The sequence below is a fragment of the Agrobacterium tumefaciens str. B6 genome, from assembly GCF_001541315.1.
Lineage (GTDB): Bacteria > Pseudomonadota > Alphaproteobacteria > Rhizobiales > Rhizobiaceae > Agrobacterium > Agrobacterium radiobacter.
Genome location: NZ_LMVK01000034.1, coordinates 270,687 through 284,596, shown reverse-complemented (window position 1 = coordinate 284,596; position 13,910 = coordinate 270,687). Strand labels below are relative to the sequence as shown.

At 59.7% G+C, this 13,910-nt stretch carries 12 protein-coding genes; 6 read left to right on the top strand and 6 right to left on the bottom strand.

Annotated elements, in window-relative coordinates:
• Positions 1–11 precede the first annotated feature (11 nt).
• A complete protein-coding gene (locus ASB65_RS20455; RefSeq protein ID WP_003510346.1) occupies positions 12–350 on the top strand; it encodes a hypothetical protein in 339 nt (112 codons plus the stop codon).
• Here the strand turns inward: ASB65_RS20455 and ASB65_RS20450 are convergent.
• The 5 genes from ASB65_RS20450 to ASB65_RS20430 form a co-directional block, all read right to left on the bottom strand.
• Complete coding sequence (locus ASB65_RS20450; RefSeq protein ID WP_060725195.1) at positions 326–1,255, bottom strand: LysR substrate-binding domain-containing protein; 930 nt, start codon at positions 1,253–1,255, stop codon at positions 326–328. The two genes, ASB65_RS20455 and ASB65_RS20450, sit on opposite strands and share 25 nt — an antisense overlap.
• A gap of 237 nt (positions 1,256–1,492) precedes the next feature.
• Positions 1,493–2,341, bottom strand: coding sequence for a xanthine dehydrogenase accessory protein XdhC (gene xdhC / locus ASB65_RS20445; RefSeq protein ID WP_060725194.1), 849 nt, complete (start codon positions 2,339–2,341; stop codon positions 1,493–1,495).
• Positions 2,342–2,352: 11 nt separating this feature from the next.
• Positions 2,353–4,692, bottom strand: coding sequence for a xanthine dehydrogenase molybdopterin binding subunit (xdhB, locus tag ASB65_RS20440; RefSeq protein ID WP_060725193.1), 2,340 nt, complete (start codon positions 4,690–4,692; stop codon positions 2,353–2,355).
• A 3-nt stretch (positions 4,693–4,695) separates the two neighbouring features.
• The gene (gene xdhA / locus ASB65_RS20435) at positions 4,696–6,165 is read right to left on the bottom strand and encodes a xanthine dehydrogenase small subunit (protein WP_060725192.1); all 1,470 of its coding nucleotides are present in this window, start codon (positions 6,163–6,165) and stop codon (positions 4,696–4,698) included.
• A 137-nt stretch (positions 6,166–6,302) separates the two neighbouring features.
• Positions 6,303–7,079, bottom strand: coding sequence for a 3-hydroxybutyrate dehydrogenase (locus ASB65_RS20430; protein ID WP_003510356.1), 777 nt, complete (start codon positions 7,077–7,079; stop codon positions 6,303–6,305).
• A 220-nt stretch (positions 7,080–7,299) separates the two neighbouring features.
• Here ASB65_RS20430 and ASB65_RS20425 point away from each other — a divergent pair, with 220 nt between their 5' ends.
• From ASB65_RS20425 to sbmA, 4 genes are all read left to right on the top strand, one after another.
• The gene (locus ASB65_RS20425; protein WP_060725191.1) at positions 7,300–8,361 is read left to right on the top strand and encodes an LLM class flavin-dependent oxidoreductase; all 1,062 of its coding nucleotides are present in this window, start codon (positions 7,300–7,302) and stop codon (positions 8,359–8,361) included.
• 53 nt (positions 8,362–8,414) lie between these two features.
• The gene (gene map, locus ASB65_RS20420) at positions 8,415–9,167 is read left to right on the top strand and encodes a type I methionyl aminopeptidase (protein ID WP_003510360.1); all 753 of its coding nucleotides are present in this window, start codon (positions 8,415–8,417) and stop codon (positions 9,165–9,167) included.
• 259 nt (positions 9,168–9,426) lie between these two features.
• Complete coding sequence (locus ASB65_RS20415) at positions 9,427–10,617, top strand: MFS transporter (RefSeq protein ID WP_060725190.1); 1,191 nt, start codon at positions 9,427–9,429, stop codon at positions 10,615–10,617.
• Positions 10,618–10,800: 183 nt separating this feature from the next.
• Positions 10,801–12,078: a peptide antibiotic transporter SbmA gene (gene sbmA / locus ASB65_RS20410; RefSeq protein WP_060725189.1), complete on the top strand. Its 1,278-nt coding sequence runs from the start codon at positions 10,801–10,803 to the stop codon at positions 12,076–12,078.
• 51 nt (positions 12,079–12,129) lie between these two features.
• Here sbmA and ASB65_RS20405 read toward each other — a convergent pair whose 3' ends face one another.
• Positions 12,130–13,113, bottom strand: coding sequence for a polysaccharide deacetylase family protein (locus ASB65_RS20405; RefSeq protein WP_060725188.1), 984 nt, complete (start codon positions 13,111–13,113; stop codon positions 12,130–12,132).
• Between the two features lie 149 nt (positions 13,114–13,262).
• Between ASB65_RS20405 and ASB65_RS20400 the strand changes: the two genes are divergently transcribed.
• On the top strand, positions 13,263–13,847 hold the full coding sequence (locus ASB65_RS20400; protein ID WP_060725187.1) for an NnrU family protein: 585 nt from the start codon (positions 13,263–13,265) through the stop codon (positions 13,845–13,847).
• Positions 13,848–13,910 lie beyond the last annotated feature (63 nt).

Below are 13,910 nucleotides of genomic sequence, written 5' to 3'. Positions count from 1 at the left end.
AGACCATGCCGATGCGCCTTGTTCTGACGGTCCTCTTCCTGCTTTTGGCATTCAGCGCCACCGCGCTTGCGCATGAATCCCACAAGGGGTTCAAATATGAAAGCTACTGCTGCAATGGTGACGCCGAAACCGGCGACTGCCAGATGATTCCCACGCGAAGCGTTCGTGTGACGCCTGACGGTTACGAGGTCTCGCTCGCACCCGGCGATCACCGCATGGTCACCCGACGCCACGTTTTCAGCTGGTCGCAGCGCGAGGCAAGACGATCAGAAGATGGCGAATATCATCTCTGCCTGTTTCCGGATGAGGATACGCCGCGCTGTTTCTATGCGCCGGACATGGGGTTTTGAGGCGGTTGTTGCTGCCGGCTTTCCTCGATCCGCTTCAGTATCCAGTCGCGAAACAGCCTTATCTTGCGAATGTTCCTACGGTTTTCAGGGTAGACCAGCCAATAGTTCTTTCCTTCGCTGCTGAGGTGCTCGAAGGGTTGATAAAGTCGACCGAGGGCAATCTCATCGGCGTAGAGTTCAGGGGTGAGCATGGCCACGCCCTGGCTGGCGATTGCCGCGGCGGCTTCGAAGGCCTGCACATTGAGGCGGCTGCGGGGATAACGGTCGAGGCCGGGATTTTCGACGCCCACTTCCTGAAACCACTGGCTCCACCAGACATCGCCGGGATCGATAATGCGCAGGCGCAGCAGGTCTTCCGGTTTGTGCAATCCGCCGATGCTTTCGGCAAGGCTCGGATGCAGCATCGGCGTATAAACGCCGCGCAGCAGTTGATGGTAGATCAGCCCTTTGCCGTTATCTTTGCTCCAGCGAATGGCGACATCGCAGTCTGACTGGGAAAAATCGATCAATGTGCTTGATGTGTCGAGCCGCACGGCGATTGATGGGTGTTCCAGCTGGAAGGCGCCCAGATGCCGCGAAAGCCAGCGCGACGCAAAAGTCGCGGTGGAATGGATTGTCAGGGTCGTGTCGGAGGTGTCGCGCACATTATCGACGGCCTCCCGCAAAGTGTTGAAGGCTTCCGCAACCTTCGGCGCCAGTTTCTGCCCGGCCTCGGTCAGCACAACCTGCCGCGCCTTTCTGATGAAGAGCGGCTCGCCAACATTCTCCTCCAGCAGTTTCACCTGATAGCTGACCGCCGTCTGCGTCATGCCCAGTTCCTCGCCGGCCTTGGTGAAGCTCAGATGCCTCGCTGCGGCTTCGAACACGCGCAGGGCATTCAGGGGGAACTGGCGGGACATTTTCATGGATAAGTTCTCTTTATGTCAGCGGCCAAAGGTTTCATTGGTTTTTATTCGGAAAACAGAGCATTTTTAGCTCAATTCATCAACTGAGCTTCTGACATTTTTGAATGGAGACGAACATGCGCACAGCACTTTTGCGCGCGTGGTCCCGCCTGCGTGCGGGTCTGCGGACAGCGGAACGGTTTACCCTTGAAAGCCTTGCACCGGACAATCTGGCGGATGAAAGCCTGCCCGACGGGCTCAAGCGTGATCTTGGTCTTGAGGATGGCCGTGTCGATTTTCGTTGCGACGGGTTTCGGCAGCGGAAAATGCTTGCAGCAACTCGGCTGCCACAAGGGCCGCTATGATTGCAGGCCGCTTATCCCTGACGCTGTTGCCGCCGATGGGCAGGATGAGTTTTTCAAGGCGGGAAGGGGGTTCTCCCTCCCGCTCCAGCCAATGGGCTAAGGTGGCGCGTTTGGTTTTCGAGCCGATCATGCCAACATAAGCGAGATCGTCGCGGGCAAGCGCTTCCTTTGCAATCAGGAAATCGAGTGCGTGATCGTGGGTGACGATGATCGCAGCGCCGTTTGCGGGAATTTTCGCGATCAGCGCTTCCGGCATGGGGGTCAGCACGGATACGACACCGGCTGAAAGATCGCGCAACTCGTTTTCACGGGTTTCCACCACGGTCAGTGTCAAAGGCAGAGGCGACAGAGCATCTGTCAGCGCCTTGCCGACATGGCCCGCCCCGAAAATGAAGACGGCCGGCTGCTGCTCGGTTTCAGCCTTAAGCCTTGCCTCGAGTGCTGCCGTGATGTCCGGCGTTACTAGCCGGAAGCGGAGCAGGGTGCGGCCGCCGCAGCATTGGCCGATTTCGGGGCCGAGCGGAATATCCATGCCGTCTTCGGCCGTACCGTTTTTCAACATGGCACGGGCATGGTCTATCGCCATATATTCGAACTGCCCGCCGCCGATGGTTTCCCACAGCGCCTTCCGGCTTACCAGCATGAAGGTTCCCGCCTCGCGCGGCGATGACCCTTTCACGGCCTCGATTTCCACGAGGATTGCAGGTCCGGAGCTGGCGAGGAAGCGGGAGAGGGACGTCATTATGTCTCCCCTCACACCTTCTTCAACCGTTCCACCGCCATCAGCACCCGCTCGGGCGTCGCCGGCGCATCGAGGCGTGGGCAGACCTTGTAGTCGGCGACGGAGGCGACGGCCATGGAGAGCGCTTCGAGAACCGAGATCGCCAGCATAAAGGGCGGTTCGCCCACGGCCTTGGAACGGCCGATGGTGGGTTCGGCATTTTCCGACCATTCCGCCAGCTTGACGTTAAAGCTCTTCGGCCGGTCGGAGGCGAGCGGGCTCTTGTAGGTCGAGGGAGCGTGGGTGCGCAGTCGCCCCTTGCCGTCCCACCATAATTCCTCGGTCGTCAGCCAGCCCATGCCCTGCACGAAGGCGCCTTCTATCTGGCCGATATCAATGGCCGGGTTCAGCGACTTGCCGACATCGTGGAGGATATCGGTGCGTTCCATCATATATTCGCCGGTCAGCGTATCGATCGACACTTCCGAGCATGCCGCGCCATAGGCGAAATAATAAAACGGCGTACCGCGACCGGCGGCGCGATCCCAGTGGATTTTCGGGGTCTTGTAAAAACCGGCGGCGGAAAGCTGCACGCGGGCGAAGTAGGCCTTTTTGATGAAGTCGTTGAAGGCGATTTCCTCAAGCCCGATCCGCACCCGGTTCGGCAGGAAGACGACTTCTTCTTCCGGCACGTTCCAGTTCTCGGCGGCGAATTTGACGAGCCGCTCGCGGATCTGGCGGGCGGCGTCATAGGCCGCCATGCCGTTGAGATCGGAGCCGGAGGAGGCGGCGGTGGCCGAGGTATTCGGCACCTTGCCCGTGGTCGTGGCCGTTATTTTCACCCGGCCGATATCCACCTGGAAGGCATCGGCCACCACCTGCGCCACCTTGGTATAAAGGCCTTGGCCCATTTCCGTTCCGCCATGGTTCAGGTGGATCGAGCCGTCATTGTAGATATGCACCAAGGCACCCGCCTGATTGAAGGCGGTCATGGTGAAGGAGATGCCGAATTTGACAGGGGTGAGCGCGATGCCCTTGCGGATGATCGGGCTCGTCCTGTTGAACTCGACGATTGCCTGCCGGCGCGCACGGTATTCGCTGGAAGCTTCCAGTTCCTCGACGATGCGGGCGATGATGTTGTCTTCGACCTCCTGATGATAGGGCGTCGTGGTGCGCTCGGAGCCGGTCTCTCCGTAGAAATTCAGCTTGCGGATATCGAGCGGGTCCTTGCCGACGGCATAGGCGATTTCCTCGATGAAACGTTCAGCCCCGAGCATGCCCTGCGGACCGCCGAAACCACGAAAGGCGGTGTTGGAAACCGTATGGGTTTTCAGCGGCCGGGACGTCAGATGCACATGCGGATAGAAATAGCTGGAATCGGCGTGAAACAGCGCGCGGTCGGTTACCGGGCCTGACAGATCGGAGGAAAAACCGCAGCGTGCCGCATAGGTGGCGTCGACGGCGTGGATGCGGCCTTCCTCATCGAAGCCCAGCTCGTAATCGACGCGGAAATCATGGCGCTTGCCGGTGGCCGTCATGTCCTCGTCGCGGTCGGGGCGGATTTTCACGGCCCGGTTCAGCTTCTTGGCGGCAATGGCGCAAAGGGCCGCGAACTGGTTGCCCTGCGTTTCCTTGCCTCCGAAACCGCCACCCATGCGGCGCACCTGTACGGTGACGGCGTTGGACGGCACCTGAAGGATGTGGCTGACGATGTGCTGGATTTCGCTCGGATGCTGGGTGGAGCTCCACAGCGTTACCTCGTCATCCTCACCGGGCACGGCCATGGCAATGTGGCTTTCGAGATAAAAATGCTCCTGCCCGCCGATCCGCATCGTGCCGGTGAGGCGGCGGGGCGCCACATCCATTTCCAGCTTGGCATCGCCGCGCGTAAGCGTCATGGGATCGATGACGAGCGCACCGCCATTTTCGATCGCCGTGTCGATATCGGTGAAATGCGGCAGGTCCTTATAGGTGATCTTCGCCTTGCGGGCCGCCTTTCTGGCGATATCGCGGGTTTCGGCGAAGACTGCGAAAATCGGCTGGCCGTGGAACTCCACCTTTGTTTCGGCCAGCAGCGGTTCGTCGTGACGGCCGCCGGAAGATATATCGTTTTCGCCGGGCACATCCTTGCCAACCATCACCCAGAGCACACCCGGTGTGGCTTCTACCTCTGACAGGTCCATGGAGACGATTTCAGCATGCGCGCGGTCGGAAAGGCCGAGCGCGCCGTGAACGAGGCCGGCGGGTTCGGGAATATCATCGATATATTCGGCGCTGCCGGTCACATGCTTATGCGCGGAATCGTGCCGGAGCGAGGCATGCATCGGGCCGTCGATTTCGGCCTTCGTCTTGTCGAAGCTTGTGGTGTCCATGGTTCAAGCCTCCTCCAAAGTGAAGCGTGTTAGTTCCTGCTTCTCCGCTGAAGTCTCAAGGAAAAACCGCGTCAGCAGGTTCTTGGCCGTCAGCTGCCGGTATTCGGCCGTGGCGCGCCAGTCCGTCAGTGGCGTGAAATCCTCATCCAGCGCATCGCGCGCCGCATCGATCGTTTCCTGCGACCACTCTTTGCCGAGAAGTGCTGCCTCCAGATGCGCGGCCCGTTTCGGCGTGCCGGCCATGCCGCCGAAGGCGATGCGGATGTCTTTAACCGTGCCGTCGGTATCGAGCGTCAGGTTGAAGGCGGCGCACAGCGCGGAAATATCCTCGTCGCGCCGCTTGGAAATCTTGTAGACGGCGTAACGGCTTTTCGGCTTCCGGAACGGAATGAAGAGTTTTTCGACGAATTCGCCGCTCAGCCGGTCCTGTTTGCCGTAATCGATGAAATAGCTTTCCAGCGGCAGGCTGCGGTTGCCGGAAGACGAGCGCAGGGTGAGCGTCGTGCCGAGTGCGATCAAGGCGGGGGGCGTGTCGCCGATGGGCGAACCGTTGGCGATATTGCCGCCGATCGTGCCCATATTGCGCACCTGCTCGCCGCCGAGCCGGTCAAACAGCCGGGCAAGCGGCGGAAAATGTTCTGCAATGGTCTTGAAGGCCTGGCTGTACGTAACGCCGGCACCGAGCGTGATGCCGTTCTCATCCACAGCGATGGTCTGCAGATCCCCGAGATTGTTGATGAAGATGACAGGGTTCAGCGCCCGCATCTGCTTCGTCACCCATAGGCCGACATCGGTGCAGCCGGCAACGATGGTCGCCTTCGGCTCGGCAGCGTAAATCTCGGTCAGATCGGAAAGCGTTGCCGGAATGATGGTGCGATCCTCGCCTCTGACGACGGTGATCGTCTCGTTTTCGCGGATCGCCCAGAGCCTTGCCATGATGTCGGTGCGGTCGCGCTGCAGCGGGTCGAACAGCGCGCTTGGGCGCGCAGTGGCGATCTTTTCGGCGGCCTTCACGATCGGCTCATAGCCCGTGCATCGACAGAGATTGCCTTGCAGCGCCTTTTCGATATCAGCGCGGCCGGGGTTTTCGCTGGTAAGCCACAGGCCATAAAGCGACATGATGAAACCCGGCGTGCAGAAACCGCATTGCGAGCCGTGAAAATCCACCATGGCCTGCTGCACGGGGTGCAGCGTGCCGTCGCGGGCGGCCAGATGCTCAACGGTCACGATATGGGTGCCGTGCAGCGAGCCCAGAAAGCGGATGCAGGCGTTGACGCTTTCATAACGCAGAGAACCATCAAGCAGCCGCCCGACCAGCACCGTGCAGGCGCCGCAGTCACCTTCCGCGCAGCCTTCCTTGGTCCCGGTCAACCGCTTGCTGATGCGGAGGTAATCGAGAAGCGTGTCCGTCGGTCCGAAATCCTTCAACGAAACCGTTTCGTTGTTGAGGATGAAGCTGATCGCGTCCTTCATGCAATGCCCTGCTGTTTTGACCAGCTGCCGAGCCGGTTTCTTGTGATTATCTTGACGTATCTATGCACGCTCTTGCGCGCATATCGATTTCCGTTTTGGCAATTCATTGTTTCCATAACGGAAAGAAAATCTGGCAATTATTGCGCCGTCCAGCCGCCATCCACGGAAATGTGGGTGCCGGTGATGTTGCTTGCGGCGTCGCTGGCCAGAAATATGGCGGCGGCGGCCACGTCATCGACGGTGACGAACTGCTTGGTCGCCTGCAGCTCCAGCATCACGTCGTTCTTCACCGCTTCTTCGCTGATGCCGCGCACCTTGGCCATCTCAGGTATCTGCTTTTCGACGAGCGGCGTGAGTACATAACCGGGACAGATGGCGTTGACGGTAACCCCGGTCTGGGCAAGCTCAAGCGCTGCCGTCTTCGTCAGGCCCATGATACCGTGTTTGGCCGCCACATAGGCCGATTTGAACGGTGAGGCGACGAGACCGTGGGCCGAGGAAATGTTGATGATGCGGCCCTTGCCGGCCTTCTTCATCAGCGGTATCGCGGCGCGCATGGTATGGAAGGAACTGGTCAGATTGATGGCGATGATCCAGTCCCATTTTTCCGTCGGAAACTCCTCGATGGGCGCGATATGCTGGATGCCGGCATTGTTGACGAGCACATCCACCGAGCCGAGTTTTTCGTGCGAGGACTGGATGAGGTCGGCGATCTCGTCCGGTTTCGTCATATCTGCGGGGTGGTAAAGCACACGCCCGCCGCTTTCGGCTTCCAGCAACAGCCGCAGTTTTTCGATCTCGTCTTCGTCGCCGAAGCCGTTCAGTACGATATTGGCGCCCTCCCGCGCAAATCTCTGCGCGATGGCAAGACCGATACCGCTTGTAGAGCCTGTCACGATAACTGTCCGATGCATGCTTTCCCCTTTTTGCATTACTTCGCACATGTTTAAGCAGCGTATGCCCAAAGGGGGCGGGCTGGCAATCGCGATTTCGGGTGAGGGTGACAGAGGGGTGAATCCAGTCGCGCCCATCCATTTTTTCGAAGCTAAGCATCCAGATTTTGCGCCAGATTTTGCATTTGCCTGCGGGGGCGTCGGCCCCTATCTCTGAGGCAAGCAAACAGAGGTATCGTTTATGGAACTCGGTCTTTACACATTCGCGGATGTCAATCCCAACCCCGCCGATGGTCGCGGGCCGGAAGGCGCGCGCCGTCTCAAACATCTGCTGGAGGAAATCGAGCTTGCCGATCAGGTCGGGCTCGATGTTTTTGGCCTCGGTGAGCATCACCGTCCGGATTATGTCGTGTCCTCGCCCTCAACTGTGCTGGCGGCAGCCGCCGTGAAGACGAAGAACATTCGCCTGACGAGCGCCGTTTCGGTGCTGAGTTCGGATGATCCGGTGCGGGTGTTCCAACAATTCTCAACCGTCGATCTCCTGTCGAACGGCCGGGCCGAGATTATGGCCGGGCGTGGTTCCTTCATCGAATCCTATCCGCTGTTCGGTTACGATCTCGAAGATTACGACGTGCTCTTCGCTGAAAAGCTCGATCTGCTCTTGGCGCTGCGCGAACAGGAAATCATCACCTGGTCCGGCACCAAGCACCCGGCCATCAATGGGCGTGGGGTTTATCCGCGTCCGTTGCAGGAGCGTCTGCCGGTGTGGATCGCCGCCGGCGGCACGCCGCAATCGGTGGCGCGGGCTGGCGCGATGGGCCTGCCGGTGGCGCTTGCCATCATCGGCGGTGAATATCGTCGCTTTGCGCCGCTGTTTGATCTTTACCATGAGGCTGCGCGCAGGGCGGGTCAGGAAAAGACCAAGCTGCGCACCAGCATCAACGTGCATGGTTTCATTGCCGACACCACCGACAAGGCGGCCGACCAGTTTTACGGTCCGCAGGCGGAGGTGATGAACCGCATCGGTCGCGAACGCGGCTGGGGGCCGACGAACCGTGCCCATTTCGATGCGGCGCGCGGACCGGAGGGCAATCTCTTCCTCGGCGAACCGGAGCTGGTGGCGGAAAAGATCATCAAGGCGCATGGCGTGTTCAGGAATGATCGCTTCCTGCTGCAGATGGCCATCGGCCTGATGCCGCACGACCAGATCATGCGCGGCATCGAGCTTTATGGTACGAAAGTCGCCCCGATCGTCAGAAAAGAATTGACGGGGAGCGCCGATCCGGTGAAAGCCACGGCCTGATTATTACAAGGCGGGCGCTTTCAGACCCGCCAGACAGAACGACGGACAGAGACATGGTCATTTCCACCGAAGAAGAACTGGTTCTGCTGAAGGATATCGGTCGCCTTTGCGCCGTGGCCATGCAGACCATGGCGGACGCGCTGGAACCCGGCATCACCACGGCCGAGCTGGATGCTATCGGCCGCAAGGTGCTGGAGGATAATGGCGCGCAATCGGCGCCGGAGTTCTGCTACAAGTTCCCCGGGGCAACCTGCATCAGCGTTAACGAGGAAGTGGCCCACGGCATTCCGGGACCGCGTATCATCAAGGCGGGTGACCTCGTCAATATCGATGTCTCGGCCGTGAAGAACGGTTTCTTCGGCGATACCGGTTCGTCTTTTGCCGTGCCGCCGGTGAAGAAGGAAATCGAGCGCCTCTGCCGCGATGGCAAACGCGCCATGTGGACGGGTCTTCAGCAGGTGAAGACCGGCAGGCCGTTTGCCGATATCGGCAATGCCATCGGCGCTTTCGCGAAAAAGAACCGCTATACGCTGATCACCAATCTGGCGAGCCACGGCATCGGCCGCTCGCTGCATGAGGAGCCGAAGGAGCTGGCGACCTGGCCGGACAAGGACGAGCGCCGTATCATGCAGGAAGGCATGGTGTTTACCGTCGAGCCCTTCCTGTCGACGGGGGCCTATTGGGCCGAGGATGGCGATGACGATCCATGGACGCTCTATAGCGATCCGAGTGCGCCGACGGTGCAGTATGAGCACACGGTTGTGGCGACGAAGAACGGGCCGCTGGTGCTGACGCTGGCCGAGTGAGGGTGGGGCTGTCGGGTTTCCATCTCCTCATCCCTGTGCTTGTCACAGGGATCCAGCCAGCCCAAGTCCTTGGGCTGAAAAGAGCCCTCTCGTCGCGCGGACGCGCGTCGGCTGGATTCCTGTGACAAGCGCAGGAATGAGGGTTGGAGGGCGCGGTGCCGTATCCTTCACCTGAGGTCTCGCACCGATAACGACCGCTTATGACGCCGATCAAAATAACTCGCTTGTCCCTTATCTGCCCCGTTGCGATAAGCCATGCATGAGCATTGACAAGCCACTTTCCACCAAACATCTGACCGCACTCGGATTTTCCGGGGCGCTGATGATGGCCTCCGCCATGGGTTTCGGCCGTTTTTCCTTCACGCCCATCCTGCCCGGCATGATGGCGGATGTTCCGCTTTCGGCGGGGGATGCGGGGATCGTGGCTGCTGGCAACTTCGCCGGTTATCTGACGGGTGCGGTTCTGGCCGCCTATTCATGGGGGTCGGGGCGGGAGCGGCTGGTGGCCCTTTGCGGCCTGTTTTCCACCGCTGTGCTGCTTCTTGCCATGGCCGCTTTCAGTTCCGTCGCGGCTTTCACCGTCATCCGGTTTCTTGCCGGTGTCGCCAGTGCAATGACCATGATCTTCACCTCGCAAATCGTTATCGGCCACGCCATGAAGGCGGGCAGGGACACGATCCAGGCGCTGCATTATGGCGGCGTCGGCGCGGGTATCGCGATTTCTTCGCTTGCGGTCTATCTGATCGGCGTCGTTTTTGACGGCGGTGGTTCCTCGTGGAGAGAGGAATGGATTGCGGGCGCGGTCTTTTCCTTCGTCACATTTCTTCTCGTCTTTCGCGTGCTTCCCGCTGGCCCGCCGCGGCATGCATCCGCGGTGGCGGAGCCGCCGCTTCGCTGGACACGGCCGCTGGTTCTGACGACGCTCGCCTACGGGCTTTTCGGCTTCGGTTACGTCATCACCGCCACTTTCATCGTGGCGATAGCGCGCATGGCCGCCGCCGGTGCTTTCGTTGAGTTTCTCGCCTGGTTCATCACCGGTTGCGCCGCCGCCATTTCGCTTTTCCTCTGGAAACCGGTGCTGAAATCGCAGGGGCTGAAACGTGCTTTCGTGATCGTGCTGGCGCTGGAAGCCGTCGGCGTCTTCGCTTCGGTGATGCTGCCGCCCGTGCCGGGTGTTCTCGCCGGCGGCCTGCTTCTCGGGCTGACCTTCATGGTCATCACCGCCTATGGCCTGCAGCTCGGCCGGGAATTTGCCGGGCCGAGCCCGCGCCGCGCCTTTGCGCTGATGACGGCCGCTTTTGGCACGGGCCAGATTGTCGGGCCGCTTGCCGCCGGCTGGATTGCTGAGGTGACGGGAAGTTTTACCGCGCCCAGCATTCTCGCTTCCGCCGTGCTCGTCGTCAGCATTCTCCTGGTGCTGCCGGTGCTCGCCACGGAGCGGCGGAGCTAGGCCGCGGGCCGTCTTTTCCTGCCTTTAATCTGGTGTTTCCCTTGGGGATTGTCCGCCGTGCACGCCTTACATCTTGTTAAGGTCAGCGCTTCTTCATTGCTGTGCACAAATTTCTGCCCTAGGTTCGGGCCATCTAGTGCTTCGCCAATAATGGCTGATTTCAAACGCGCGTGAGTTCGAAACGTGTTTCATTCCTTCTTTCCCAAACCGAAAATCTTCTTCACGTCGGCCGCGCTGTGGACAATCGTGTGCATCGTTGTCTGGTACAGTGTCGGCCCGCAGATCGGTGCGGCCATCGGCCTGCCGCCGCTGGCACCCGGACAGACCGCACCCATCGGGCTTGCCTATTTCTTCTCGCCCGACAATCTGTGGTTCTATCTCTATTTCACGATCTTCGTCGCCATATTCGGTATTACATGGCAGATGCTCGCCAAGGATCACCCCTGGACCGCATGGTCCATCTGGGGCTCGGCCTTCATCATCTTCATCGCCTATTTTGCGGTGCAGGTTTCCGTGGCGCTGAACAACTGGCGCGGCCCGTTCTTCGATCTCCTGCAGAATGCGCTTGCCAAGCAGGGCGATGTGACCGCCGCACAGTTTTACGACTATCAGCTGAAGTTCCTTGAGATTGGCGCCGTCGGCGTGGTGATGAATGTGGTGACCGCCTTCTTCACCAACCATTATGTGTTCCGCTGGCGCACGGCCATGAACAACTATTACATGTCGAAGTGGGACAAGCTGCGCCATATCGAGGGTGCATCCCAGCGCATCCAGGAAGATACGATGCGGTTTGCCAATATTCTCGAAGGGCTGGGCGTCACGCTTATAAATTCCGTGATGACGCTGGTGGTCTTCCTGCCGCTTCTGTTCCGCATGTCGGAACATGTCGGCGATCTGCCTGTCATTGGCGCCATTCCGCATGCGCTGTTCTGGCTGGCGATCGTCTGGTCGATCTTCGGTACGGCGCTGCTCGCGCTCGCCGGCATCAAGCTGCCGGGCCTCAACTTCCGCAACCAGCGCGTGGAGGCAGCCTATCGCAAGGAGCTGGTTTATGGCGAAGACCATGTCGACCGGGCCGATCCCGTAACGGTGCGGGAGCTGTTCGCCAATGTGCGGAAAAATTATTTCCGCATGTACTGGCATTACCTCTATTTCAACGTCGCGCGTTATTCCTACGGCCAGCTGGACGCGATCTTCCTGAACTTCATCCTCATCCCGACATTCGTTGCCGGGCGGATAACCATGGGCATCTGGCAGCAGATCGCCACGGCTTTCGGCGAGGTCAGCAATTCCTTCCAGTATCTGGTGAACTACTGGTCAACGATCATCGAGCTGCTTTCCATCCACAAGCGTCTTGTGGCGTTCGAAGCCGCGATCGACGACAAGCCGCTTCCGGATATTGATGAGCGCTATCTGCGGCGCGAGGCCGAGGATGGCGAACTGGCGGCGAACCGCCCCTGAGCAAACAAAAAAGGCGGCCAATCGGCCGCCTTTTTCATGAACCGCAGGGCTTCAGCCCTCGGTTTTCTGCTTCTTGCGCGCCTCGATCATCGGCATGGCTTCGGCATAGCTCACACAGGCGACATCGGTCTTGTGGCAGATCTCGCGCAGCAGCCGCTCATAGGCATTCCAATAGGCGCCGCCATTCATCTTCACGAAGTGAAAGCCCATCTGCAGGGGAATGCGCTCGCCATTATACTGCCTGTCAAAAGCGGTGCGGAAGGCGGCATAGGCGCGTTCCTCGAATTCTTTCGAACGATCCGGCGTCTCGATGCCGATGGAGTGGCGGATGAAGAGATTGTAGTCCATGGCGATGATCGGGCGGTTGCCCGGTCCTTCGGGAACGAGGGGCAGGCCGAAATGTTCGATGCCTTCGCGCTCCACCGGCCATTCCGGTCCCTTGGTGATGCTGGTGGCGTCATAAACGAAGCCGTGCTTTTTTTGTGCGGCGGTCAGCGCCGGCCCCTGTGAGAGATAGGGCGCACGGAAACCGTTGATGTTCTTGACCATCTCGCGCCAGCCTTCGGGCTCCTCTCCCTTCTTGCCGATCATCTGCCAGGCGTTTTCCAGGGTGCTGGTGAATGTGGTGAATTCGCCATCCCATTGTTCCGCGGTCCACTGGCCGCCATCGAAATGGCCGCAGGTGTGGTTGCCGATCTCGTGACCTTCGCGATAGGCGGCCCAGATGTTTCTAAGCCTTGTCTCCACCTCTTCCGGCGACTGGCCGAAACCGACATTGGAACGGCCGGCCTTCTGGCCGGGACCCTGATAGGTCTTGGCGCTGGTCTTCCTGTCCATCACCAGCGTGCAGGCGAGGAAATAGGTGAAATGCGCGCCGACCTCCTTCGCCGTCGCCCGGCTTCTTTCCCACAGCGTATTGTCGCCCGCACCGTCGAAGGACACGATGACGAGTTGCTTCGGCTTCTGCGCCTCTTCGGCAAAGGCGGGAAGGGCGGCGAGAAACGACAGGGAAAAAGCGGTAAATGGGCGAAACATCAGTTATCCGTCATATGAAACACCGTGGCCTTTTGCGGGTGGAATAAGGCGAAGCTTTGAATAGTCTGGCGTTTTCATGACTTTCGGCCTAATTCCTGTTCTCACTTGCGGTGATAGGGCCGCTTCGTTCCACCGGGGGACCGTGTTCCATGCTTTTTCTCGCACTCTGTCTTGCCTTGTTCCTGCTGACGCATCTTTTGAAGGTGGTCGCGCCGCAATTTCGCGCCCGCATGATCGCGACGATGGGCGAAGGCCCTTTCAAGGGCGTCTATTCCGTTGTCAGCCTCGTCACGCTCGGCCTTGTCATCTATGCCTTCGGCGAAGCAAGGCAGGAGACGGGCATGTTGTGGTATCCGCCGGTCTGGATGAGCCATATCGCCGTGACCCTGATGCTGCCCGCGATGATCTGTCTTATCGCCAGCCTCATACCGGCTGGCCACATTGCGACGAAGACCAAGCATCCGATGGTCCTTTCCGTCAAGATCTGGGCGCTCGCCCATCTTCTGGCGAATGGCGAGACGTCTTCGATCCTCCTCTTCGCATCGTTTCTCGCCTGGGGCGTGGTGATGCGGATTTCGCTGAAGCGCCGGGAACGCGCGGGTGAAAAAGTGGTCCGCGACTTCGTTTCAAGCCGCTATGATCTGGTGGCCGTTGTCGGCGGCATCGTTCTGTGGGGTGCTTTCATCCTGAAACTGCACGAATGGTTGATCGGCGTTCAGCCCATCGCCATGTAGGAAATCAACGTTTCCCCCTTACATATCAGGCAAAATAGGCTAGAAGGCCGACCATGACCCGGT